Annotated in this window: 24 protein-coding genes and 1 pseudogene; 15 read left to right on the top strand and 10 right to left on the bottom strand. The window is 61.9% G+C overall.

Annotation, left to right across the window (positions count from 1 at the left end):
- Positions 1–1209, top strand: coding sequence for an IS1380 family transposase (locus tag NKI95_RS31900; RefSeq protein ID WP_352721798.1), 1209 nt, complete (start codon positions 1–3; stop codon positions 1207–1209).
- Positions 1210–1904: 695 nt separating this feature from the next.
- Here the strand turns inward: NKI95_RS31900 and NKI95_RS31895 are convergent.
- The 8 genes from NKI95_RS31895 to panB form a co-directional block, all read right to left on the bottom strand.
- Positions 1905–2120: a helix-turn-helix domain-containing protein gene (locus NKI95_RS31895; protein WP_352453550.1), complete on the bottom strand. Its 216-nt coding sequence runs from the start codon at positions 2118–2120 to the stop codon at positions 1905–1907.
- Between the two features lie 460 nt (positions 2121–2580).
- Entirely contained in the window at positions 2581–4404 is a 1824-nt protein-coding gene (gene glmS / locus NKI95_RS31890; protein WP_352577953.1) for a glutamine--fructose-6-phosphate transaminase (isomerizing), read from the bottom strand.
- Positions 4405–5203: 799 nt separating this feature from the next.
- Positions 5204–5515 (bottom strand): DUF2285 domain-containing protein, encoded by a 312-nt coding sequence (locus NKI95_RS31885; RefSeq protein WP_245278728.1) that lies wholly within the window; start codon positions 5513–5515, stop codon positions 5204–5206.
- Positions 5516–5672: 157 nt separating this feature from the next.
- Positions 5673–6047, bottom strand: coding sequence for a transcriptional regulator domain-containing protein (locus NKI95_RS31880; RefSeq protein WP_352721796.1), 375 nt, complete (start codon positions 6045–6047; stop codon positions 5673–5675).
- A complete protein-coding gene (locus NKI95_RS31875) occupies positions 6044–6694 on the bottom strand; it encodes an acyl-homoserine-lactone synthase (RefSeq protein ID WP_352458529.1) in 651 nt (216 codons plus the stop codon). The genes NKI95_RS31880 and NKI95_RS31875 overlap by 4 nt, the downstream gene beginning before the upstream one ends.
- 93 nt (positions 6695–6787) lie before the next feature.
- Positions 6788–7513, bottom strand: a complete 726-nt coding sequence (locus NKI95_RS31870; protein WP_352518022.1) for a LuxR family transcriptional regulator — start codon at positions 7511–7513, stop codon at positions 6788–6790.
- Between the two features lie 94 nt (positions 7514–7607).
- Complete coding sequence (panC, locus tag NKI95_RS31865) at positions 7608–8468, bottom strand: pantoate--beta-alanine ligase (protein ID WP_352721795.1); 861 nt, start codon at positions 8466–8468, stop codon at positions 7608–7610.
- On the bottom strand, positions 8465–9325 hold the full coding sequence (gene panB, locus NKI95_RS31860; protein WP_352492864.1) for a 3-methyl-2-oxobutanoate hydroxymethyltransferase: 861 nt from the start codon (positions 9323–9325) through the stop codon (positions 8465–8467). The genes panC and panB overlap by 4 nt, the downstream gene beginning before the upstream one ends.
- 173 nt (positions 9326–9498) lie before the next feature.
- Between panB and NKI95_RS31855 the strand changes: the two genes are divergently transcribed.
- The 11 genes from NKI95_RS31855 to groL all read left to right on the top strand — a co-directional run bounded on the left by NKI95_RS31855 (position 9499) and on the right by groL (position 21460).
- Positions 9499–10467: an NUDIX hydrolase gene (locus NKI95_RS31855; protein ID WP_023722073.1), complete on the top strand. Its 969-nt coding sequence runs from the start codon at positions 9499–9501 to the stop codon at positions 10465–10467.
- 67 nt (positions 10468–10534) lie between these two features.
- Positions 10535–11509: a quinolinate synthase NadA gene (gene nadA / locus NKI95_RS31850; RefSeq protein ID WP_352508058.1), complete on the top strand. Its 975-nt coding sequence runs from the start codon at positions 10535–10537 to the stop codon at positions 11507–11509.
- A complete protein-coding gene (locus NKI95_RS31845) occupies positions 11506–13047 on the top strand; it encodes an L-aspartate oxidase (protein ID WP_352721793.1) in 1542 nt (513 codons plus the stop codon). Before nadA ends, NKI95_RS31845 begins: the two co-directional genes overlap by 4 nt.
- Positions 13047–13901, top strand: coding sequence for a carboxylating nicotinate-nucleotide diphosphorylase (gene nadC, locus NKI95_RS31840; RefSeq protein ID WP_352595624.1), 855 nt, complete (start codon positions 13047–13049; stop codon positions 13899–13901). Before NKI95_RS31845 ends, nadC begins: the two co-directional genes overlap by 1 nt.
- Before the next feature lie 94 nt (positions 13902–13995).
- Positions 13996–14994 carry a biotin synthase BioB gene (gene bioB, locus NKI95_RS31835; protein WP_352595658.1) on the top strand — a complete coding sequence of 333 codons (999 nt, stop codon included), beginning with the start codon at positions 13996–13998 and terminating at the stop codon, positions 14992–14994.
- The gene (locus tag NKI95_RS31830) at positions 14991–16130 is read left to right on the top strand and encodes an 8-amino-7-oxononanoate synthase (RefSeq protein WP_352721791.1); all 1140 of its coding nucleotides are present in this window, start codon (positions 14991–14993) and stop codon (positions 16128–16130) included. The genes bioB and NKI95_RS31830 overlap by 4 nt, the downstream gene beginning before the upstream one ends.
- An 11-nt stretch (positions 16131–16141) precedes the next feature.
- Complete coding sequence (bioD, locus tag NKI95_RS31825) at positions 16142–16777, top strand: dethiobiotin synthase (RefSeq protein WP_023679599.1); 636 nt, start codon at positions 16142–16144, stop codon at positions 16775–16777.
- Positions 16777–18042, top strand: coding sequence for an adenosylmethionine--8-amino-7-oxononanoate transaminase (locus NKI95_RS31820; RefSeq protein WP_352721790.1), 1266 nt, complete (start codon positions 16777–16779; stop codon positions 18040–18042). The genes bioD and NKI95_RS31820 overlap by 1 nt, the downstream gene beginning before the upstream one ends.
- On the top strand, positions 18039–19022 hold the full coding sequence (gene bioZ / locus NKI95_RS31815) for a 3-oxopimeloyl-[acyl-carrier-protein] synthase BioZ (protein WP_352594790.1): 984 nt from the start codon (positions 18039–18041) through the stop codon (positions 19020–19022). Before NKI95_RS31820 ends, bioZ begins: the two co-directional genes overlap by 4 nt.
- A 423-nt stretch (positions 19023–19445) precedes the next feature.
- Complete coding sequence (gene groES, locus NKI95_RS31810; RefSeq protein ID WP_352692538.1) at positions 19446–19742, top strand: co-chaperone GroES; 297 nt, start codon at positions 19446–19448, stop codon at positions 19740–19742.
- Between the two features lie 62 nt (positions 19743–19804).
- Positions 19805–21460, top strand: a complete 1656-nt coding sequence (gene groL / locus NKI95_RS31805) for a chaperonin GroEL (RefSeq protein ID WP_352721787.1) — start codon at positions 19805–19807, stop codon at positions 21458–21460.
- 384 nt (positions 21461–21844) lie between these two features.
- Here groL and NKI95_RS34585 read toward each other — a convergent pair whose 3' ends face one another.
- Positions 21845–22498, bottom strand: a complete 654-nt coding sequence (locus NKI95_RS34585; protein ID WP_502909284.1) for a hypothetical protein — start codon at positions 22496–22498, stop codon at positions 21845–21847.
- A 13-nt stretch (positions 22499–22511) separates the two neighbouring features.
- Positions 22512–22949 (bottom strand): annotated as a pseudogene (locus NKI95_RS31795) (DDE-type integrase/transposase/recombinase); the annotation flags it as partial.
- 83 nt (positions 22950–23032) lie between these two features.
- Here NKI95_RS31795 and tnpA point away from each other — a divergent pair.
- The 3 genes from tnpA to NKI95_RS31780 form a co-directional block, all read left to right on the top strand.
- Positions 23033–23506, top strand: a complete 474-nt coding sequence (tnpA, locus tag NKI95_RS31790) for an IS66-like element accessory protein TnpA (protein ID WP_352721784.1) — start codon at positions 23033–23035, stop codon at positions 23504–23506.
- Positions 23487–23840, top strand: a complete 354-nt coding sequence (tnpB, locus tag NKI95_RS31785; RefSeq protein ID WP_023721448.1) for an IS66 family insertion sequence element accessory protein TnpB — start codon at positions 23487–23489, stop codon at positions 23838–23840. The genes tnpA and tnpB overlap by 20 nt, the downstream gene beginning before the upstream one ends.
- Positions 23841–23894: 54 nt before the next feature.
- The coding region (locus tag NKI95_RS31780) for an IS66 family transposase zinc-finger binding domain-containing protein (RefSeq protein WP_352721782.1) at positions 23895–24534 on the top strand (640 nt) is incomplete at its 3' end.

Raw genomic sequence — 24534 nt, 5'->3', positions numbered from 1 at the left:
ATGAACGATCTTGCGCTGCCGCTGAGCGGTTTGTCATCAGTCGGCGGCAAGTCCGTCGTCGCCCGTTTCGACGGCGGCATGCTGTCGTCCAACAGCGGCGTTCTGGCCTTGGCCGAGGTGGAAAAGCGGTTGCGGGTGGCCGAGCGTCTGGCGCGTTGCATCGACTATCCGCGCTGCCCGGACCAGGTCGTCCACAGCCTGGCGGACATGATCGGCTTTCGCATGAAGATGATCGCCGCCGGCTACGAGGACGGCAACGACGCCAACCGGCTGCGCCGCGATCCGGTCTTCAAGATGGCCCAGGATGCGCTGCCGTCGGGTCGGGATCTGGCGTCGCAATCGACGCTGTGCCGGCTGGAGAACCTACCCGGCGTGCGGGAGCTGGTCGCGATGGGACGGGCGATGGTCGATCTCTATTGCGCCTCGTTCCGGCAGGTGCCGAAGCGGATCGTACTCGACATTGACGACACCTTCGACGCTGTGCACGGAGGCCAACAGCTTCGCCTGTTCAATGCCCACCACGACGAGTACGGCTTCCAGCCGATCGTCGTGTTCGATGGTGCGGGACGGTTCCTCAGCGCGATCCTGCGACCGGCCAAGCAGCCGAGTGGGGCTGAGATCCGCCCCCACCTGCGCCGTCTGGTGCGGGCGATCCGGATCAACTGGCCGAACATTCGAATCCTGCTCCGCGGCGATAGCCATTATTGCAACCCGCAGGTCATCGACTGGTGCCGCGCCAACGACGTCGACTTCATCTTTGGCCTCGCGCCCACCACGACCCTGCGCAAGCATGTCGCGGATCTGGAGGCCAGCACGACGGCGCGCTTCGAAGCGTCGGCCAAGACAGGCAAGGTCCGCAGGTTCAAGGAGTTCGTTGACGGCGCCCGCGGCGCGGCCGAGAACCACATCAAGTCGTGGAAGACGCATCTTGCCGCCGACCGCACATCCTGCACCAGAGCGACGGCCAACCAGTTCCGGCTATTCCTGCATGCCGGTGCTTACTGGTTGATGTGGGGCTTGCGGGCCGCGATGCCGAGGCGCTCGAGCTTTGCCGTCGCCCAATTCGACACGCTGCGATTGCGCCTCATCAAAATCGCTGCGCGGGTGGTCGAGATGAAATCGCAAATCCGCCTGCACCTGCCGACATCGTGCCCCGACCAGCGCATCCTGCGCATCGTCCTCGATCGCATCCCCCAACTCGCGACATAACGATGGGGCAGACGCCCCGAAACGAACCCGTCGACCGCAACCTGCAAACCCCCGCCTGCCATCACGACGGAGCAATCCCGGCGCCTGACGAGGCGCGTGGGAAAAGCACCGCAACGGCGACCACAACGTCGCTTCAGGCCGTCAAAAGCTTATCGCCGTGCATCAAGGCGGCTAGAAGCGCGCCGGCAGCCTGGCGGGGGGGCTTGGGGTTAGACTGCCGGCGCACGCCACTCATGAAGAGCGGCCCCTTTTTGCGGTTCCGACACCCATAGTCAACCCGGCAGCGTCTGGATGCCCGCTGTGCTCTTTTCAGAGCGGCTCGCGATGCCGGCCATGTCGGCCGATCCTGCCTAGGATGGGGGGCCACTCTCGTCGGCCGAGTTGATGCTCCAGCCAGTATCGCCTTGCCGACCAGCATGGGTTCGCCGTTAGCAATCCATCCTCGCGAGCCAATGCTATCGTGCACGTGTCGCAGCACTCCGGGCGGCTATATCGCCTAAGACAGCATGACGAAGCGTTCCAACTTCCTGTTCGGCGAGCCCGTGTGCAGTTCCTGATTCGGACAGTGGACGAGAATTCTCTTGGCGGTACTGCGCGAGAAGGCATTCGCGTCCAACGGAATCAAGCGACGACTATCAGCCGCAAACGTCACATCACAAGAGCGGTCTTCCACCCATTGCAGATTATCCGACTGATCAGGCGGCGTCCGATATGTCCGACTCTGCCTCAAGAATTCCCACAGGTATGGACAGCGATCTCGCTATCCGATTCCGATAGCCCTTATTGTACTTTAGACCCCGCTCGATGTTTTGGATTTCCTGAGCGGCAAGCCCGCACGCGACCGCGAGGTCCTCGATTGAATACCCAAGGTGCTCACGATAAGCGCGGATGATGTGGGTCCCCTGCGACATAGCCGTCAAGACTGGCTCGGGAATGCGCGAATCCTTCATAAACATCTCCAAGAAGATGGAAGCGCCTGACAAATCGGGAGATTTCCTCCCCGACCCTGGCGCACATCCAGCAAATCAAAAAAATGGACGTCCATTCGGCCGGACCGGCCTCATCCATGGAATGGGCCACTTGAAATTGGCAGCCGGGTCGGAATATGGCGGCTCACCTGCTTCTGATCAAGTTCTAAGAACCTGACCGCCATGAGATGGCCTGATCGGCTGTAGCGCATTCGTCCTGCGATCCTACACGACTCATTCTCCCCGATGGCTTTCTTGAACAGCAACTCGAACTCTCACTGACGCCTCCAGTGGCTATTCGCGGCACCGTCCACCCAGCCTCGCGGACGCTGATACCTTCGACCAATTTCCACCGCCGATGCAGCGAAGATGGACAAGCATCGCCACCTATAAAGGTTCACAATCACTCGACCGTGACCGATTTTGCGAGATTGCGCGGCTGGTCTACGTCTGTGCCCATGAAGAGCGCCGTGTGGTAGGCAAGAAGCTGTATCGGCAGCGAGAAGATCATCGGCGCGATAATCTCGTCGACAGCCGGCAACACGAGCGTGTGCATGGTGTTGAGTTTCGATGCGGCTGCCCCTTTTTCATCGGTGATGAGGATAATCCGCCCTCCACGGGCAGCCACTTCCTGCATGTTGGAGACGGTCTTGTCGAAAAAGCGATCATGGGGCGCGATGACGATCACTGGCATGTTGTCGTCGATCAATGCGATCGGACCGTGCTTCAATTCACCCGCCGCATAGCCCTCGGCATGGATGTAGGAAATCTCCTTGAGCTTCAGCGCACCTTCCATCGCTAGCGGGAAACTGGTGCCACGGCCGAGATACAGGACGTCACGACACTTTGACAGTTCGCGCGACAGGAACTCGATCTCCGGCTGGATGCTGTTGAGTACCTGGCCCATGACGCGCGGCACTTCGGCGAGGCTCCTGACGAGCGCCTGCAGCTCGTCTTCGGTTACGGTCCCGCGGGCTCTGGCGGCGCCGATGGCGAGTGCGGCTAGAACCGCAAGCTGGCAGGTAAACGCCTTGGTGGAGGCGACGCCAATCTCCGGTCCGGCAAGGATCGGGAAGACCGCATCGGCCTCCCGAGCGATGGTCGATTCGCAGGCATTGACGATAGCGCCAATTTTCAGCCCACGCTCCTTGCAGTACCTCAACGATGCGAGCGTATCGGCGGTTTCGCCGGACTGCGAAATGAAAAGAGCCGCCGACTGCGGCGACAACGGGATCTCGCGGTAACGGAATTCGGACGCAACGTCGATTTCAACCGTCAGGCGCGCATAGCGTTCGAACCAGTATTTTCCGATCAGTCCGGCGAGATAGGCGGTCCCGCAGGCCGAGATCGCCAAGCTCGGGATCCTGGCGAAATCGATGCCAGAAACCATGTCGGCGCGATTCTCTATGATGTTGCTATAGTGACGGAGAGCATGGGCGATGACTTCGGGCTGCTCGTAGATTTCCTTCTCCATGAAGTGGCGATGGTTGCCCTTGTTGGCCAGATCGGCCGCGGCCGTGGAGGTATGGCGCGGACGCTCGACGGGATGGCCGTCGAAATCGAAGATATGGGCGCCCGAATTGCCGACAACGGCCCAGTCGCCCTCGATGAGATAGGTAATTTCATTGGTGAAGGGAGCGAGCGCGATCGCGTCGGAGCCCAGGAACATCTCGCCGTCGCCGTGACCGATCGCCAGCGGTGGTCCGTTGCGCGCCGCCATGATGGTCGACGGATCATCTTCGAAGAGGACGGCAAGCGCATAGGCGCCCCTGACGCGTTTCAGCATGGCACGCATCGCCTCTTGCCGCCTCATGCCCTCCCGGCGGTGTCTTGCCAAGAGATGCGCGACGACCTCGGTGTCGGTATCGGTCTGGAACTCGGCGCCAGCCGCCGCCAATTCGTCCTTCAGCTCGGTGAAATTCTCGATGATCCCGTTATGGACGACGGCGACACCGTCGGTAAAGTGCGGGTGCGCATTGCGTTCCGTCGAGGCCCCATGGGTTGCCCAACGCGTGTGGCCGATGCCGATGTTGCCGCTCAGCGGCTCTTCCTTCAGTCTCCTCTCGAGATTGACGAGCTTGCCCTCGGCGCGCCGGCGGTGCAAGGCACCTTCGGTGATCGTCGCAACGCCGGCGGAATCATAGCCGCGATATTCCAAACGCTTCAATGCGTCGACCAACCGATCCGACACCGGCTGTTGCCCAACGATGCCAACAATCCCGCACATGTTCGTCTTCCCATTCTTGCCGGCAGCTTCAGCCCACGCGAGACGGATACCCATCCGGCCGCTTTCATTGGGGATCTTGTAGTAGTATCCGGTAATATTGGTACAATTGATTGTAGGGATAACTATCATCCACCCCATGGATGAGCCCCTGATCTAAACTTCTCGTTGCGCCTGACGCCCTCATGACCGAACGCAAGCCCACACCCCGCGGCACGAAGGAACAATCGGCCATGCGCGACCATCCCGGCTACGCACCTGACACGAAGCGCCGCCGCTCGTGATCACGCGGTGATCGGCATGATCACAAGCACTGTAGTTAGGCAGCATCAGCGACGCATGATCGGCATCATCATCATCGGCAGCGTCGGCGCCGTCGGCATGATTCACGTGTTCGTCACGTTGATCATACTCATCGTCGCCGCCGATCAAGTTTAATGCCTGCCGCTGTTGACGCGGCTTTCGCCGGTAGAGTTTAGCCCGCGATGGCCTATCAATACGCTGTTGGTCGGCATGGCCGAAACCGAGAGTCAGGCGGCGCAGGCCACAGAGCACGTTCAGCGACCGTTTCAGTCAGCGCCGGCTTTGTCGGGGTTCGAAACGTCATCAGGATTCTCGGGGCATGAATGCACTATCACGAAAACGTTGGTTCTCAGTGCTTCGTCCGTATTACTCAAACCCGATTCCCGCTGCGGAAGAACTAGGCGCGTGTCACGTCTTGTACAAGGCACAATAGCAGTGAGAAATGGAGATTGATGCCTGCGCGTTTTCGAATAAGACAATCACCAAGCTGTCACCCGAATTACATCAGGAACTGTCTATAGCCGCCGCCCATCAGGTAGCGGCCACGTTGGATCGCGCGACGCACCTGATCGCGAAGATGGCTACCTGGATGAGACCAATCTTCTTCGACACGGCGTCTCCCGAACAGGGCAATGGCGATCTCCTGATGAGATGCTCCCGCAAGCGAGCCGTCCAAAGCCTGGAGCACGATACGCAGACGCGCTCCGCGGGGTTCCGGCGGAAAGCAAGCAGCTGCCAGGCGGCCGCAACCATTGATGTCGTTCAGGAACTGAAGGGCAGCGACATGGAACTTCAGGTGCTGCGGCTGCACGATCGCGTCGACATATAGCCGCAACGGGCGGAGAACGGATGCACCGGAAAGAGCGATCTGCAGACTCCGGCAGTCCTCCCTCAGCAGCACGTGCTGCACGCCGGCAGGTGTCAGCAGGATGTCCTTGCAGCACGAGAGCGAAGAAAGATCAAGCGGTTCAAAATCGTGGTCGAGCCCAACCGGCTCCGCGGCCGCTCGTAGAATACGGGCGCAGTCGCGCGGATCCCAAAAGACCCTTGCCGACGTAGCGTCCGACTGTGGCGCGTCCGCGAAAAAGGAGGCTCCATTGTCTTAGGAAAGATGATCCTGTCGTCAACTCGATTATGTTCATGTCGGCCTGGGCTCCGACAATGCAGGCGGACGGTGCCATTTTGGCGTGGTCGCGCTGGAATTGTGGATTGCGCCGAAGAAACTCCCAGGCCCAGGCAGTGCGTGGCAATCGTCTGGCGTAGTGGTAAGCTTCGTGACGACGCCAGTCCGGCCAGCATACAAGACCGACCGTCGCTTCCTTGGGCAGACCAGAATCCTTCACGGCTCAGGTGTCCACAATGCCGACGGGCCTAGAACCGGTTGCCACAGTACCGGTCCGCTCAGACGTCCCCTGCTGCGGATGCGCAAAAGGCTCGCGCGGGAAATCTCGAGAAACCCGGCCACCGCCTCGGTTTTGCCGACGGACTTGGGTTGTCCGATGCGCGACAATGGCCACGTCGCGAGGCGAAGGATCCGTTCCATGCGCGTATCCGTCACCGTTACTATCCGGGTCAGATCCTTGGCCAAGCCGAACTCGATCATGCCCGCGAAGAGCTCGTAGGTTGCCTGGGCCAGTCCGCCCGCTGCCTTGGGCGCCGACGGAGGAAGATCGAGCGCGAAACGACTGCTCTCCCATATGTCGGAGGTCGAGGGCACGACGTCAGCACCCAGCAGCACCGGGAACGTGTCGCGCAACATTGTGGGTCCGGTGCTGGGCAAAAGACGCACGCAACCGCGAATTCGCCAGTCGGATCCCTTGAGGAGCAGATAGACAGGCTTCAGACCATCAAACGGGTCTGTTTCCATCTGGTCTTCGGTATCAACTTCCCAATCGAGCCTTTCCTTGAACACCCGAAACCTGAGCCCGTGCATCTCTTTGAGCTCGCTTGCGAACTCGTCGTAAAGGTCTGGTGTTATCAGCTGCATCATGGTCGCCTCCGTGCGGGATGTGTTCCCGCCATCGAAGGGCAAAGCCGGCAGCGATGCAGCCTGTAGAGGTTTACAGCTATCGTGGCCGACGAATCAGGATCTCGCCTGGCCGGAGGCAGCCAGTCGTGCAACGGCCTGGTTGATCGTTCGAACGCCAAGCTTTGCCTTGGCGTTTTCCAGATGAAAGGTCACGGTGCGCTTTGAGACGCCGAGAAGCTGGCTGATAACCCAAGCCGACTTGCCGCGCGCCGCCCATTTCAGGCACTCGAACTCCCGCGGGGTGAGCGTTACACCATCCACCACGCGATCGTCGGCGAGCCTGCGCCGGACATGGATATGAAAGTTGATGGCCACCAGCTGCAATGCTTTTTCGTAACGTGTCAGTGACCGCAACAGAGGCGGGCGGGACTCGTCGGAAGCAAAGGTCAGGGCAGCAAACCGGCCGCAATGATCATGCATGGATATCGTCAGGCCGCCGCGGATGCCAAACTCAGCCGCACTCTCCAGAATTTGTTGCTGCGAATTCGGCAGACAATGCCGAGCGCGATCCACACCCCAATCGAAGGTATCCCAGCCTTGCAGCCCGCGCAGGATGACCGGATCAAGACTGTGGTACCGCTGTTGCAGATAACGTGATGTCCAGGATGAAGGATAGTTTGAGATCAATTGCGGGGCGTCGCCGGGGGCCGACGGGTAAGTGAAATAGGCGAATAGCGGAAAATCGAAGCCGGCTGCAGCGGATGCCATTGCCTCACGGAGATCGGCAGCATCAACACTTGCAGACAGTTGCTCGACGAAGTTCTCAAACACGCGATGCATTTGCGCTTTGCGTAACCTCCGTGATCGCTCGATGCCAGGCAGAGACCTTGTTTTAAACGATCCCGGACGGATACAGCGCGTGCCGAGAACCCCGTTAATCTGTTGAAACCCGTGATATTCTGACGTTGTCTATGAGCCGTGTGCCGCCGAGCCAGGCCGCGACAAGCAAGCGTGCAGGTCGGTCAAGGCTTGTCATGGGTCGCAGATCTGCCTCGTCGCGAAGTTCCAGGTATTCGACCTCGCGATAGCCCGCAGCCAGAATTGCTGCGTGCGCTTCGGCAAGCGTTGGCAGGACGGGCGAGCCGCGGGCAAGCCGCTCAGCCGTCTCGAGCAAGACCGATGATAGCTCGGGGGCAACAGCACGCTCTGCTTGCGAGAGCCGGACATTGCGCGATGATAGTGCAAGACCGTCGGCTTCGCGGACTGTCGGACAAGGAACAATGGTGATTGGAATATCCAGGTCCCGGGCCATACGCCTGACTAGCTGAAGCTGCTGAAAGTCCTTTTCGCCAAAGAAGCCGAAGTCAGCGCTGGTCTGCAGGAAGAGCTTGGCGACGACGGTCGCCACGCCATCGAAATGTCCCGGCCGGAAGGCACCGCACAGGCCCTCGCTGACACCGGACACCGAAACGGTCGTGGCGAAGGCCGCCGGATACATCTCCTCTGCATCCGGCGCATAAAGCAGGTGCGCGCCAAGCGGTGCCAGCTTGGCGGCATCCTCGTCCTCGGTGCTCGGATACGCGGCGAGATCGGCCTGGCTGTTGAATTGCTTCGGGTTGACGAAGAGCGTCACGATCACCCGGTCGGCCTTCACGAGTGCCGCGCGCACCAGGCTGAGATGGCCCTCATGCAGGACACCCATCGTTGGCACGACGGCAATCCTCACGCCCTCGCGGCGCCATGCGGCGACAATTTGGCGAAGCTGGGCAACGCTCCTGACAATCGGCACGCTCACGCTGCTTCTCCGCTCTTGGTGGCGTCCGCGTCGGCGGGCTTGGGCGCATCGGCAAACACGTGCTCGGCGGCCGGAAACTGGCGCTCCTTCACTTCCCGCGCATAGGCCGCGATCGCAGCCGCAGCGGCCTCCCCCAGTTCAGCATAGCGCTTGACGAATTTGGGCCGGAAGTCGCCGAAGAGGCCCAGCATGTCGTCGACGACGAGAATCTGGCCGTCACAGGCTGCCGAGGCACCGATGCCAATGGTCGGGGTCGCCACCTCCCCGGTGATCCGGCGGGCGAGCGCCTCGGGAACCTTCTCCAGCACGACCGCAAAGGCGCCCGCTTCGCTCACCGCAAGCGCGTCGCGCCTGATGCGCTCGGCATCCCCGCCTCTGCCTTGCACGCGGTAGCCACCGATGGTGTTGATCGCCTGCGGCGTCAAGCCGACATGGGCCATGACCGGCACGCCGCGCGCGGCGAGGAAGCCGATCGTCTCTGCCATCGTTTCGCCGCCTTCGAGCTTGACGGCCGCGCAGCCGGTCTCGGCCATGACGCGCGCGGCATTGCGGAAAGCCTGCTCGGGGCTTTCCTCGAAGGAACCGAACGGCAGATCGACGACCATCAGCGCCTGCTCGAGGCCACGGCGCACGGCCTGGCCGTGCGTGATCATCATCTCCAGCGTCACACCGAGCGTCGAGGGCAGGCCGTGGAGAACCATGCCGACGCTGTCGCCGACCAGCACCACATCGCAATGGGGATCGACAAGCCGGGCGACTGGCGTCGTGTAGGCGGTAAGGCAGACGAGCGGCGTCCCACCTTTGCGCGAACGAATATCCGGCGGTGTGATCGCCTTGGTGTCACCAAACGCACTCAATGGACCCTCCTTCCCCAACGTTACCAACCGCGGGTGTCGCGTTTGCCACATTTTTGTGCAAGTGCGAAGAGCTAAAAATGGCCGTGCAGCTGTGCGGTGTTGACGTGCGGACAGGCGCGCTTACACTTAAATCGATTCAGGCGCCCCCGAGCTGGCCAACCACTTTCGCGAACATGGACGATCAGGCAAAAGGACCCAGGAAAGACAGAGCCGCCGTCAAAGCCGACGAAGTCAAAGTGGACCTGATCGCCTTTGTCGTCGCCGTAAACGACAGTGAACCCTGTGTCCTCACCATCGGCCAGGCGGACACCCTTCCCTCCGGACCATTTGCGCTTGAGCACCGATCGCTGCAATCCGGTTTGAGGGGGTGGGTCGAGCAGCAGACCGGCCATCCGCTGGGGTATATTGAGCAACTCTACACCTTCGCGGATCGGGATCGCATCGGCGCCGAGCGCCAGCAGCGCGTCATCTCCATCAGCTATCTCGCATTGACCCGCAAGGAACAGGCAGCTGGCTCGCCCAAGTGCGGCTGGCAGAGCTGGTATGAATATTTTCCATGGGAGGACCACCGCTCCGGCACGCCTCCGGTCGTGCTGGACGTTCTGCGACCGCGCCTGATTGAATGGGCAGACGGCGTCAGCGACGCGGCCACGCGACGTGAACGCTGGCAGCGGGCGACGATAGCCTTCGGCTTCGACGACCGCCTTTGGAACGAGGAACTCACGCTTCAACGCTATGAGTTAGTCTACGAAGCAGGCCTGGTCCAAGAGGCCGGAAGCGGACGGGACGCGACGCTGCCTCCGCTGGTGCCCAGCAAGTCTATGGTCGCCGATCATCGCCGCATCGTGGCGACCGGCATTGCGCGGCTGCGCTCCAAGATCAAATACCGGCCGGTCGTCTTTGAGCTGATGCCGCCGGTCTTCACGCTTTTGCAGCTGCAGCGAACCGTGGAGGCGCTTGCCGGCAGGCTCGTGCGTAAGCCGAACTTTCGCCGGCTGATCGAGCAGCAGGAGCTGGTCGAAGAGACCGGAGAGGCAACCGCGGAGACCGGCGGCCGGCCAGCGAAGCTTTACCGGTTCCGCCACGCCGTTCTCGACGAGAGGGTCATCGCCGGGACAAAATTGCCGCTGGCGCGGGGTTGACATCGCTTATACTCACAGCAAGTATATGCTGGTTATTTTCACCTAGAGTATAAGCTGGGAGGGGTCGATGAGCGCCATGCTGCCTGCGACCGCGTTTCTCTACGAGCGCGTCCGACGAGTGATCCCGCCGATTGAATGGCCGGCTTTCGTCGAGGATATCGAGGCGATCCTTGCACTGAAGCGCGAGCGCAACGCCATCATCCTGGCGCACAACTATCAGACCCCCGAGATCTTCCATTGCGTGGCCGACATCGTCGGCGACAGCTTGGCACTGGCCCGCACGGCTGCGACGATCGAGGCGCAAGTCATCGTGCTGGCCGGCGTACATTTCATGGCCGAAACGGCCAAGCTGCTCAATCCGCAAAAGACGGTGCTCATTCCCGACCTGCGGGCAGGCTGTTCGTTGGCGGAATCGATCACGGCAGAAGACGTGCGCTTGATGCGCCAGCGTTATCCCGGCGTGCCGATCATCACTTATGTCAACACGTCAGCCGAAGTGAAAGCCGAGTCGGATATCTGCTGTACATCCGGCAACGCCAAGGCGGTCGTCCAATCCCTTGGCGTTCCCCAGGTGATCATGTTGCCGGACGAATATCTGGCCCAGAATATCGCCGCCCAGACCGATGTGCAGATCATCGCCTGGAAAGGGCATTGCGAGGTGCATGAGCGCTTTACACCGGCCGACATCCGCGAGTTGCGCGAAAGCCATCCCGGCGTAATCGTGCTCGCGCATCCCGAATGCCCGCCCGACGTCGTCGCTGAAGCAGATTTTTCCGGCTCGACCGCTGCCATGTCCGACTATGTCGAAAGGCAAAGGCCGGCACGTGTCGTGCTGATGACGGAATGTTCGATGAGCGACAACGTCGCGTTAGCGCACCCAGAGGTCGAGTTCATCCGGCCCTGCAATTTGTGCCCGCACATGAAGCGGATCACGCTTGCCAACATCCGCATGGCGCTCGAGCAGAACCACCATATCGTAACCATCGAACCCGGGATCGCCGGGCGCGCGCGGCTTGCGGTCGAACGGATGCTGGCAATTTGAGCGCCGATTTCCGCAGCTTCTTCGGGCGGCCCATCATCATCGGCGGCGGCATCGCCGGACTGATGACCGCGCTTCAACTGGCGCCGGAGCCGGTGCTGCTTCTGTCCAGGACGCTGCTGGGAGCTGACAATTCGAGCACGTGGGCACAGGGTGGTCTGGCTGCAAGTTTCGGCGAAGACGACGATCCGGAACTGCACCTGGCCGATACGCTTGCCGCCGGGGATGGTCTCTGCGACACAGACGTGGCGAGCCGCATCCTCCAAGCCGCGCCCAAGGCGATAGAGGGGCTTGCGGGCTTTGGGGTTCCCTTCGACCGTACGCCGCAAGGATCACTGTGCCTCGGATTGGAGGCCGCACACAGCCGACGTCGCATCGTTCATGCGCATGGTGACGGCACCGGGCGTGAGATCATGCGTGCCCTGATCGCGGCTGTGCGTTCCACTCCGTCGATTGTTGTCGTGGAGGGCGCGGAAGCGCGCCGGCTGGCGGTGCGAGAGAATGCGATCCGAGGCGTCTGGGCGAGCGGTTCGATAGGACCTGTCTTCTTCGGCTCACGGCGGGTCGTCCTCGCCACCGGTGGGATCGGGGGACTGTTTCTCGACACCACGAATCCTTCGGGCAGTTGTGGACAGGGCCTGGCGCTTGCGGCCCGCGCTGGAGCTGTCCTTGCCGACCTCGAGTTCATCCAGTTCCACCCGACCGCGCTTGACGGCCCGGAACGCCCTATGGTGCTGCTCAGCGAGGCCGTCCGCGGCGAAGGTGCTGCCCTGATCGACGAAACCGGCCAAGCTTTTCTCCAGAGCGTGCCAGGGGCGGAACTCGCGCCTCGTGATGTCTTGGCGCGCGCCGTCTGGAACCATCTTGCCAACGGCCACCGTGTTTTTCTCGACGCGCGGCAACGGCCTGGCCCGGAATTTGCTCGACACTTCCCGACAATCGCATCAGCCTGTCGTGGAGCCGGCATCAATCCCGCGCGCGATCTCATCCCCATTCGTCCGGCCCAACACTACCACATGGGTGGCGTTGCCGTGGACTGCTCCGGTAGGACGTCCGTCAAGGGGCTGTGGGCCTGCGGCGAAGTCGCTTCGACAGGACTGCATGGCGCCAACAGGCTCGCCAGCAATTCCTTGACCGAGGCCGTCGTGTGCGCGCGCTGGGTCGCTGAAAGTGTCGCCGGAACGCCTGCTCGCAGAACAAAGCCTGCGTTTGCGGACGTTTACCCATCGCCCGCTCCGATTCCGGTGCGTGTTTTCCTGTCGCGCGCACTCGGCATCGTCCGGGATGGTGAAGGTTTAAAAGCAGCCGCACGTGCCTTATTGCCGCTCGCCGATAGCAAGGACGCGGCCTCGGATCCGGCGGCTGCCGGGCTGATGATCGCGGTTGCCGCCCTGTTGCGCGAAGAAAGCCGCGGCGCTCATTACCGGACAGACTTTCCTCATCATGCGACTGTCGCCCGACGGTCCGAAATCACCCTCGAAGCCGCCTTGGCCGCTGCGCGGGAACTCGGACACTCGCCAAGCCTCGAAGGGGCAAAGTGATGACGCTCTCACCGCTTCCCACGGTCATGCTTGAGCCGCTTGTAAGGGCAGCTCTTCTTGAAGACCTTGGCAGAGCCGGCGACTTGACCACGGAGGCCATCGTCCCGAAGGAACGCCAAGCGGGAACCGTGCTGGCGGCGCGCCAGTCCGGAGTTGTCGCCGGCCTCGATCTGGCGATGCTCGCTTTCCGCTTGATTGATCCTGATATCGAAATCTCGGTGGAGCGGGCAGACGGCTCCAATGTCATGGATGGAGAGGTCATTGCATCAGTGGTTGGCCCTGCCCGGGCCATTCTCACAGCCGAACGGACGGCACTCAATTTTTTGTGCCATCTGAGCGGCATCGCTACAGCAACGGCATCGATCGTCGCTGCGGTTCGTGGATATGGCGCGAAGATCGTCTGCACGCGCAAGACGACGCCCGGATTGCGGGCAGTCGAAAAGTATGCGGTGCGCGCAGGTGGCGGATCCAATCACCGCTTCGGCCTCGACGACGCAATTCTGATCAAGGACAACCACATCGCCATCGCAGGCGGCGTTCGCCCGGCGCTCGAGCGAGCACGAAGACGGGCCGGTCATCTCGTCAAGATCGAGGTCGAGGTCGATACGCTGGCCCAGTTGGAGGAGGTACTTGGCTTCGCTCCCGATGCGGTTCTGCTCGACAACATGTCCCTCGCCGATCTTCGCCGCGCCGTCGCAATCGTTGGCGGCCGTGCTATCACCGAGGCTTCTGGCGGGATCGCATCCGATACAGCGCGAGCGATTGCCGCGACCGGCGTTGATCTGATTTCAGTCGGCCGACTGACCCACAGCGCGCCGATCCTGGATATCGGCCTCGACTATTGGGACTCATGATTGCCTGAGGAACGAACAGGATCGAATCAACTGTCCTTTCCGATCGTCATCAATCAGACAGCAAAGCAAGGCAGAACCGGAGAACAGCATGGACATGCAAACAGCCAGTCCAACGCAGACATCGCCACAGGCTCAATCCCCTGACCCTGGAGCGTGGACCCTGGAGAAGGCTCAGGCACTTCACGATGCCCCCTTCAACAATCTCCTCTTCCTCGCGCAAACCGTGCACCGCCAGAATTTCGATCCAAACAAGGTCCAGCTCAGCCGGCTGCTCAGCATCAAGACGGGCGGATGCCCGGAGGATTGCGGCTATTGTAGCCAGTCGGCGCATCACGAGACCGGCCTGAAGGCGTCGAAGCTGATGGAGGTCAGGCGCGTCATCGTCGAGGCGAAGAAAGCGCGTGACGCCGGCGCAACCCGCTATTGCATGGGCGCGGCCTGGCGAAACCCCAAGGCGCGCGACATGGATGCGGTGGTGGCGATGGTCGAAGGCGTCAAGGCGCTGGGCATGGAGACCTGCATGACGCTCGGCATGCTCGATCTTGAGCAAGCCGCTCGACTGAAGCAGGCTGGTCTCGACTTTTACAACCACAACATCGATACGTCGGAACGCTACTATAGCGAGATCATCAGCACGCGGAGCTTTGCGGAGCGGCTCGAGACGCTCGAGCACGTTCGCCAATCCGGCATCAATGTCTGCTGCGGCGGCATCGTCGGCATGGGCGAGGAGCCGGTGGACCGGATCGGCATGCTGGTGACGCTGGCCAACCTGCCGGAACATCCGCAAAGCGTTCCGATCAACATGCTGATCCCGATCCCCGGCACCCCGCTTGCCGACGCCAAGCCCATCGAGCCGATCGAATTCGTGCGCGTGATCGCGCTGGCACGCATCATGATGCCGAAATCGCATATCCGTCTTTCCGCCGGCCGCACGGCCATGACCGACGAGATGCAGGCGCTGTGCTTTTTTGCCGGCGCCAACTCGATCTTCGTCGGCGACACGCTGCTGACGGCGGACAATCCCGGCGAGGACAAGGATACCCTGCTGTTCCGGCGCCTCGGCATCGAGCCGATGGACCTCGAGGCGCAATGAACGGGGCACCGCTTGCCCGCTATGAGGCGACCTTGCAGGGACTGGCGCGCAAGGACCGGCTGCGGACGCTCAAGCCGCGCGCCGGGCTCGACTTCTCGTCGAACGACTATCTCGGGCTTGCCACCTCCAAAAGACTTGGCGAAGCGGTTGCGGCGGCGATTGCGCGTGGCACGCCGGCTGGCGCCACCGGGTCGCGGCTGTTGCGCGGCAATGCGCCGGAACACGAGCAGCTCGAGGCAGACGCGGCGATGTTCTTCGGAGCCGACCGCGCGCTGTTCTTCGGCAGCGGCTACATCGCCAACTTCGCTCTGCTGACGGCGCTGCCGCAGAAGGGCGACCTTTTGATCCTCGACCAGTTCGCCCATGCCAGCATGCATGAGGGGGCACAGGCCGGACGTGCCGAGTTCAAGCTGGCCGCGCACAACGACGTCGATGCTGTCGAGGATGCGATCACGTGTTGGCGCGCCGAAGGCGGCATGGGATGCGTCTGGATCGCGGTGGAAAGCCTTTACAGCATGGATGGCGATTGCGCGCCTTTGGAGAGCCTGGTCGCGCTTGCCGATCGGCACGACGCATTCATCGTCATTGACGAGGCGCATGCCACCGGCGTCTGGGGACCGGACGGCCGGGGGCTGGCCGCCGCTTTCGAGGGCCGCGACAACATCGTCGCGCTCCACACCTGCGGCAAGGCGCTCGGCGCATCTGGTGGGCTCGTGACCGGGCCGAGGACACTGTGCGAGTATCTGATCAACCGTTGCCGGCCATTCATCTACGCCACCGCGCCATCGCCGCTGATGGCGGTCGCGGCGCGCGAAGCGCTCGCAATGCTCGCCGACGAGCCTATGCGGCGTGTTCAGCTGCATGAACGCGTTGCCCTCGCAGGCCGCCAATTGGTCGATCGCTGCGGCGTGATACCAAGTGGCTCTCAGATCCAGCCCTTGGTGATCGGCGATGTCAGGCGCACCATGGCAGTGGCGGCGCGCCTGCAGGCCCGCGGCTTCGACATACGCGGCATTCGTCCGCCGACCGTGCCCGAGGGCACGTCGCGGCTGCGCATCTCACTGACGCTCAATATCGGCGAAGCCGACATTTTCGCCATGCTCGAGGCGCTCGTCGAGGTGTTGGCCCAGACATGACCGGAGGCGACATGACCAAGCGCATCGTCATCACCGGAACAGACACCGGAATTGGCAAGACGGTGTTTTCGGCCGGGCTTGCCGGCCTGCTTGACGGTTTCTACTGGAAGCCGGTGCAATCGGGCCTCGACGGCGAGACCGACAGCGAGGCGGTTGCGCGACTTGCCGGGCTGCCGTCGGGGCGCGTGCTGCCGGAAGCCTACCGCTTGAAGAGCCCGCTTTCGCCGCATCGTTCGGCCGAAATCGACGACGTTTCGATCGAGGCTGCCGATCTTTCGTTTCCGGTCCTGCCGACACCGCTCGTCATCGAAGGCGCCGGCGGGCTGATGGTGCCGCTGAACCGCCGGACAAGGTTCATCGACATATTCGAGCAATGGCAGTTGCCGGTCATTCTGTGCGCCCGCACCGCGCTCGGAACAATCAATCACACCTTGCTGTCGATCGAAGCCCTGCGGGCGCGCGCTATCCCGCTGGCTGGCATCGCCTTCATCGGCGATGAGATGACCGATACGCAACGGACGATCGTGGAATTCGGCGACGTGCCGCAACTCGGCAGGCTGCCGCACCTCGATCCGCTGACGGACAAAACGCTGAGACAAGCGATGATTGCCGGCTTCGACCTCGCTTTGATTGCCGGAGGCGAATGATGACGCAATCCCGTGTGTGGCATCCCTTCACCCAGCACGCGCTCGAGCCGGCGATCCCTGAAATCGTCCTGACGGAAGGCGCCTATGTCCACACGGCCGACGGCTCCCGCATCCTGGACGCCATTTCCTCCTGGTGGGTCGTCACCCATGGCCACCGCCATCCCCGCATTATGAAGGCAATCGAGACGACCGCCTCGAGCCTCGACCAGATCATCTTCGCAGGTTTCACGCACGAGCCTGCCGAATGCTTGGCCAAGGCGCTTGTCGGACTCGCTCCCGCCGGACTCGACTGGGTGTTCTATTCCGACAGTGGCTCGACCTCGGTCGAAGTAGCGCTGAAGATGGCACTCAGTTATTTCCGCAACATCGGCGCCCCACGCTCGCGCATCGTCGTCATGGATCACAGCTATCATGGCGACACGATCGGCACGATGAGCGTCGGTGCGCGTGGCGTGTTCAACGCCGCCTACGAACCCTTGCTGTTCGAGGTCGACACCATCCCCTTTCCGGCAGCGGGGCGCGAGCAGGAGACGCTGGATCGTTTAGAGGCTGTGACCCGCGATCGACGAGCCGCAGCCTTAATCGTCGAGCCGCTGGTGCTGGGCGCCGGCGGCATGCTGATGTATCCGGCTTCAGTTCTGGCCGAATTGAAGAAGATCACTGAGGCCTCCGGCACGCTGCTGATCGCCGACGAAGTGATGACCGGCTGGGGGCGGACCGGAACCATGTTCGCCTGCGAGCAGGCATCGATCTCTCCAGATATCCTGTGCACCTCGAAAGGCCTGACCGGCGGCGCCATCCCGCTGGCCGTAACGCTTGCCACCGATGTCGTCTTCCAGGCTCATTATTCCGAGGACCGGAAGAAGACGTTTTTCCATTCGAGCTCCTACACTGCCAACCCGATTGCCTGCGCGGCAGCACTTGCCAATGTCGAGATCTGGCGGGACGAGCCGGTGGCCGAGCGCATTGCGGCCTTGAGCGCAATGCAGGCCACCGGGCTTCGACGCTTTCGCGACAACAGCTTCTTCACCGACTGCCGGGCGACCGGCACGATCGCGGCGCTCGACCTGCGAACCGGTTCCGCAGGTTATCTCGCCGAGATCGGACCGAAACTGCGCGCTTTCTTCCTCGAGCGAGGGCTACTTGTGCGCCCGCTCGGCAATGTCCTCTACTTTCTGCCACCCTATTGCATCACCGGCGACGAGCTCGAGCGACTCTATGACGCCATTGAGGAGGCGGGCGAACGCTTCGGGTCCAGGCCATGAGCAAGTCGTCGCGCATTCTCGGATTTGGCCATCATGCGCCTGGGCGAAAGGTGGCGAATGCCGAAATCGAGAGCAATCTCGGTCTTGATCCAGGCTGGATCGAAAGGCGTACCGGGATACGGTCGCGCTTCTGGGCAACCGACGAAGACACGCTGTCTGGTCTTGCTGCGCAGGCCGGCGACATGGCGCTGGCGAACGCCGGCATTGCGCGCCACGACATCGGTCTGCTGCTGCTTGCCACCTCGACGCCCGACCATCTTCTGCCGCCCAGCGCGCCGCTGGTCGCACACAAGCTTGGCCTTGGCCGCGCAGGCGCGGTGGATCTGACCGGCGCCTGCGCCGGCTTCATCTACGCGCTCATGTTCGCGGACGGATTTACCCGCCTGCACGGCAAAGCGAGCCTTGTTATCGCCGCCAACATCCTCAGCCGCCGCATCAATCCAGCCGAGCGCGCAAGCTCGGTCCTGTTTGCCGATGCCGCCGGCGCCCTGGTGATCGGTCAGTGCGATGATGCTGATCGGGGCATTCTCGGTGCCTCGGTGGATTCGGACGGCTCGCGATACGGGCTGATCCAGATTCCCGCAGGAGGAAGCAACAAGCCGTTCCACGGTGACCTCGATCTCGCGCAAACCCGAATGAGGATGACGGACGGCCGCGAAGTGTTCGCAATGGCCGTGGAGATGATGACCGATTGCTCGACAAGCGCTCTAGCCGCTGCCGGAGTGCGGCCACACGATCTCGGCCGGTTCGTGCCGCATCAGGCCAATACTCGGATTTTCGACGCGGTCGGGAGGAACCTCGGCATCGCGGACCAAGCAATTGTCAAGACGATTGCCGAATACGGCAACTCTTCGGCCGCGACGATCCCGCTGTCGCTCTCGCTCGCCAACCAGACGGAGCCATTCCAGCCTGGAGAGAAAATCCTTCTGTCGGCGGCGGGTGCGGGTCTCAGCGGCGGCGCTCTCGTGGTTGGAATCTAGCCGGCCGGCTCACGCGCGCAGGACTGGTCATGAATGGCGATAGGGCAACAGAACCAATGCCAAAATGGCCTTCTGAAGCTCGACATGACCGAGCTGACGCAGCACGACCCCGTGCGAGCCTCTGGATGAGATCAAATGCATCACCCGTTGCATCATTCGTGCCATCTGAATAAAGCTCAAATACAAAGGGTGAGCCGCCCCATATATGTCTGATACCCGACATTGTTCACATAAAAGGCTCGATGCTTACACGCTCTTTACTCTCTTCTCTTTGCTGTCTGCTCTTTTCTCTTTGCTCTTCCGTCTTGACTAGCAGGAGCATGCGGCTTATCTCATTGCCGCGTTAGCACTCGCTTCGGCTGAGTGCTAAGCACGCTCCGGCAACGGAGAACCGTTCAACATTCGCACCAAGGAAATCCAAAAATGGCAAAGTCGAATTTCCGGCCGCTGCATGACCGCGTGGTCGTTCGCCGCGTCGAGTCCGAAGCGAAGACCGCCGGCGGGATCATCATCCCCGATACGGCGAAGGAAAAGCCGCAGGAAGGCGAGATCATCGCCGTCGGTTCCGGCGCCCGTGACGAGGTCGGCAAGCTCGTCCCGCTGGACGTCAAGTCCGGTGACCGCATCCTGTTCGGCAAGTGGTCGGGCACCGAAGTCAAGCTCAACGGCGAAGACCTTCTGATCATGAAGGAAGCCGATATCATGGGCGTCATCGGCTGACACGCCGCCTTTCATCCGCACCATCCAATCTGAATTTCGGGCGAAATGCCCAGGAGCTAAAAATGGCTGCCAAAGACGTAAAATTCTCCCGCGACGCTCGTGAGCGCATGCTGCGCGGCGTCAACATCCTCGCCGACGCGGTGAAGGTCACGCTCGGCCCCAAGGGCCGCAACGTCGTCATCGACAAGTCGTTCGGCGCGCCGCGCATTACCAAGGACGGCGTCACCGTCGCCAAGGAAATCGAGCTTGAGGACAAGTTCGAAAACATGGGCGCGCAGATGGTCCGCGAAGTTGCTTCGAAGACCAACGACATCGCCGGCGACGGCACCACCACCGCGACCGTTCTGGCACAGTCGATCGTCCAGGAAGGCCACAAGTCGGTTGCCGCCGGCATGAACCCGATGGACCTCAAGCGCGGCATCGACCTCGCCGTCGCCGACGTCGTCGCGACGCTGATCAAGAACGCCAAGAAGATCAAGACCTCGGAAGAGGTTGCCCAGGTCGGCACAATCGCCGGCAATGGCGACGTGTCGGTCGGCTCGATGATCGCGGAAGCGATGCAGAAGGTCGGCAATGAGGGCGTCATCACCGTCGAGGAAGCAAAGACCGCCGAGACCGAGCTTGAAGTCGTTGAAGGCATGCAATTCGACCGCGGCTATCTCTCGCCCTACTTCGTCACCAACGCCGAGAAGATGGTTGCGGATCTGGAAGACGCCTACATTCTTCTCCATGAGAAGAAGCTCTCCAACCTGCAAGCCATGCTGCCGATCCTCGAGGCCGTCGTGCAGACCTCGAAGCCGCTGGTCATCATCTCGGAAGATGTCGAAGGCGAGGCCCTGGCCACGCTGGTCGTCAACAAGCTGCGTGGAGGCCTGAAGATCGCTGCCGTCAAGGCGCCGGGCTTCGGTGATCGCCGCAAGGCCATGCTGGAAGACATCGCCATCCTCACCGGTGGCCAGGTCATTTCCGAAGACCTCGGCATCAAGCTCGAGAATGTCGGCCTCAACATGCTCGGCCGCGCCAAGAAGGTGTCGATCTCCAAGGAGAACACCACCATCGTTGACGGCGCCGGCAAGAAGGAAGACATCCAGGGCCGCGTCGCCCAGATCAAGCAGCAGATCGAAGAGACCACCTCAGACTACGACAAGGAGAAGCTGCAGGAACGTCTCGCCAAGCTGGCAGGCGGCGTTGCCGTCATCCGCGTCGGCGGTGCGACCGAGATCGAAGTCAAGGAAAAGAAGGACCGCGTCGATGACGCCCTCAACGCGACCCGTGCGGCCGTCGAAGAAGGCATCGTTCCCGGCGGCGGCGTCGCCCTGCTGCGCGCTTCGCTGGCCATCACCGTCACTGGCGCCAACTCCGACCAGACCGCGGGCATCAGCATCGTGCGTCGCGCGCTGCAGGCTCCGGCCCGTCAGATCGCGGCCAACGCCGGTGCGGAAGCATCGATCGTCGCCGGCAAGATCCTCGAGAACAAGGGCGCGACCTTCGGCTACAACGCCCAGACCGGCGAATATGGCGACATGATCGCCATGGGTATCGTCGATCCGGTCAAGGTTGTGCGCACGGCTCTGCAGGACGCGGCCTCGGTCGCCGGCCTGCTGGTCACCACCGAAGCCATGATCGCGGAGGCTCCGAAGAAGGAGTCGGCTGGCGGCGGCATGCCTGGCGGCATGGGCGGCGGCGGCATGGGCGGCATGGGCGGTATGGATTTCTAATCCAGCCCCTATCAACCTACAGCGGAAAGGGCGGCAGCAATGCCGCCCTTTCCTTGTGTGCCGAACATGATCGACAACTTGGAGTGCGTCCCGAGGATCTCCTTCGAGCCTCACCGCATGGTCGAGAATTAGGATCTTGTCCGATCGAGCAATTCGCGGGCTCAACCTGGTCAAACCGGCGCCCCCTACGAACTGCCCGATCCTTGAGGATTCCGCTGCGCGACAATCACGATGATTCATTCAGTTGGTAGCTATAGGCGGTGAATCATGAGGGGCATTGAGGAGCGTGGCAAGGCGCCCATCTCGGCATTTAACCCCATCGAGCGTGATATCAGGGACAATTCTCTCATCGGACCGGCGGCTGGCGTTGAAGGACCCGGTGAATCATCCTGTTCTATAGTGGAGCAGACGCGCTCTGAGCCTCAAGATCAAGGGTTTCCTCCTCTGAGTATCCTTGATCTGCCGCTGGACATTCTCGTTGATATTGCTGAGCGGCTCAGCCCGATGGATCTGCTGAGGATGTCGCACACAAATCAAGAGCTGCGTGTCGCCGCGATGATAGTCGCAACGCCTCAAGAAAGGCGGATCCAGGTTCAGGCCATCTGTGGAGCCCTTGCAACCGGGCTCCAGCAGCGTCTCGTCGTCGTGGCAGAGGGGCCTCGTGACCCCGACGACTGCGCTTCGGCCTTGTGGGGCCTCGGAGCGGGCGTGGCAGCGCTTGCACCCGAGCTCCAGCGGCGTCTCATTCTCCTCGCCGAAGGGCTTGAGCCCAGGTCTCAGACCATTGCCCTGGAGGGCCTCGGAGCAGGCGTGGGTGGCCTTGCCCAACTTCAGCCGATTCAGGATTGCGATCAGCAGGTCATGATCTAGCGTCGTCATCACCAGCTCCCTCCGACCACCGCTTCGTACTCGGCGAGTGGCCGCAGCAAGGTGGCCGGGGGTGATCTTGATGCGCTCGGCGCGCACCGGCCCTTCGAAGCCGGCAACGCCGACAAAAGGCTCTGTCGCAAACCTGGAAATGGGGGTGTGAACGGCCATTTCGGCCTGTCCGTCAGGCAGCGAGGATATCGAAACAGCGATCGACAGACTTGTAGGCATACCTCGCCTGTCGCTTGCCCATCATGTGGATCATCTCGATGCCGGAGAGGATAACCACGGCGCTCGCCTGCGACTTGAAGCCGAGCATGGATGGAATGCGGCGCTTGATACGCCGGTGATCCTGTTCGATCCGATTGTTGAGATACCGGCTATTGCGGATGCGGATCGGCTTCAGCGGTCGCCGCGATCGCTGCCGCAGCCGGCTTTCAGCGTCGCAGGAAAGGATCGCTTCGTAATTGGTCTGGCTGCCGTCGGTGACGATGCGCTCCGGCCGGCCATCGCGCGTCAGCGCCTTGTGGAGGAAGCGTTGGGCCGCCACCAGGTCACGGTTTTCGCTGAAGAACAACTCGACCGTGTCGCCGAGGCTGTCGATGGCGCGGTAGAGATACATCGTAAGCGCGAATTTCCCCGCACCTTTTGCTGTTGAGTGCTCTGATGCATGAGATGTCCACCAAAATAGGTGGACACCAAGTGATGGAAGAAGATGAGCAGAAACTGCGGGTGAGGCTTGTCGGTCGGGACGGGCGACGCCGATACGACGCCGCATCGAAGGAGCGTCTTGTCTCGGCCTGCCTTGAGCCTGGCGTGTCGGTATCGAAGCTCGCGCTCCAACATGGGGTCAATGCGAACCTTCTTCGGAAGTGGATAAAGAAGCGCGCGGAGACCCAGTCCCTCCCGCCGCTCTCACCATCGGCGTTCATCCCGGTTCAGATTGAAAGCACTTCCGATCGGGCCTTGCTGCGACAGAGCAGCATGGCTGCGGTGGATTTGCCGGGGACTTGCGATGGGGTGCGTTGGTCGGCATCGAAAAGGACAGCGCATTTTTCCTCTCCAGCCAAGGTGAGCGCGTCGCTGCCGAACGGCGTGACGTTGACGCTGGAATGCGGTGATGTGGATGCATTGACGGCGACCATCGGAGCACTGGGTCATGTTCAGACTGGGCGCTGACCTGAAAGTCTACCTGCACCGCGAGCCGATCGACTTCCGGGCCGGCATCAACAGCCTTGCGGTTCTGGTCCAAGAGACGATGGCGCTCGATCCGTTTGCTCCGGCGGTTTTTGCGTTCTGCAATCGCCGTCGCGACCGGATGAAGCTCCTGTTCTTCGATCGCTCGGGCTTTGTGCTGGTCCTGAAGCGGCTGACCGAGGACAGGTTCCGGTGGCCGCGCCGGGAGGCAGCGGTGGTCACGCTTACGACCGAGCAATTGCACTGGATCCTCGACGGCATCGACATCGATGCGATGGTCCGCCATCCGGTGCGGCAATATCAGGTTGCCGGTTGAGGGCTCTCGAATTGAGCGGTTGACGCGGCGGCATGCTTTCGATTCAAGAATCTGATGAATCGACCCGGCGAACCGACTGTTGAAGAGTTGATGGCGCGTATTGCTGCGCTGCAGGCGCAGAACCGTCAACTCACCGAACGCGTCGTCAAGCTCGAGGAAGAGCTGGCGCTTGCACGACTGCATCGTTTTGCGCCGCGCAGTGAAAAGCACATTGACCGCCTCTTCAATGAAGCCGAACAGGCCGCGGATGAGGACGCCGCCGACAACGAAGATGGCGGCGTCGTTGTCCTGCCGGACACGGGCTTGCCGGCGAGCGAAGGGGCGACGGGAAAGAAGCGCGGCCGCAAGGCCTTGCCGGAAAACCTGCCGCGCGAGCGTGTCGAGTATGACCTTCCCGACGATCAGAAGGTCTGTCCTTGCTGCCGTCACCAGATGCATCGCATGGGCGAGACCATTACCGAGCAGCTTCATATCGAGGTGAAGGCGAAGGTCCTGCAGAATGTGCGGTTCAAATATGCTTGCCGCCATTGTGAGCGTACCGGCATCAACACGCCGGTCGTGACCGCGCCGATGCCCGCGCAACCCTTGCCGGGCAGCATCGCCACGGCCTCGACGCTGGCCTTCGCGCTCGTTCACAAATACGTCGACGGCACACCGCTCTACCGCCTGGCGCAGGCCTTCGAGCGCGCGGGCG

Origin of the sequence: Mesorhizobium sp. M0306, from assembly GCF_040321655.1 — a bacterium.
GTDB lineage: Bacteria > Pseudomonadota > Alphaproteobacteria > Rhizobiales > Rhizobiaceae > Mesorhizobium.
The sequence above is the reverse complement of the archived record's forward strand: the minus strand, read 5'-3'. Positions and strand labels throughout refer to the sequence as shown.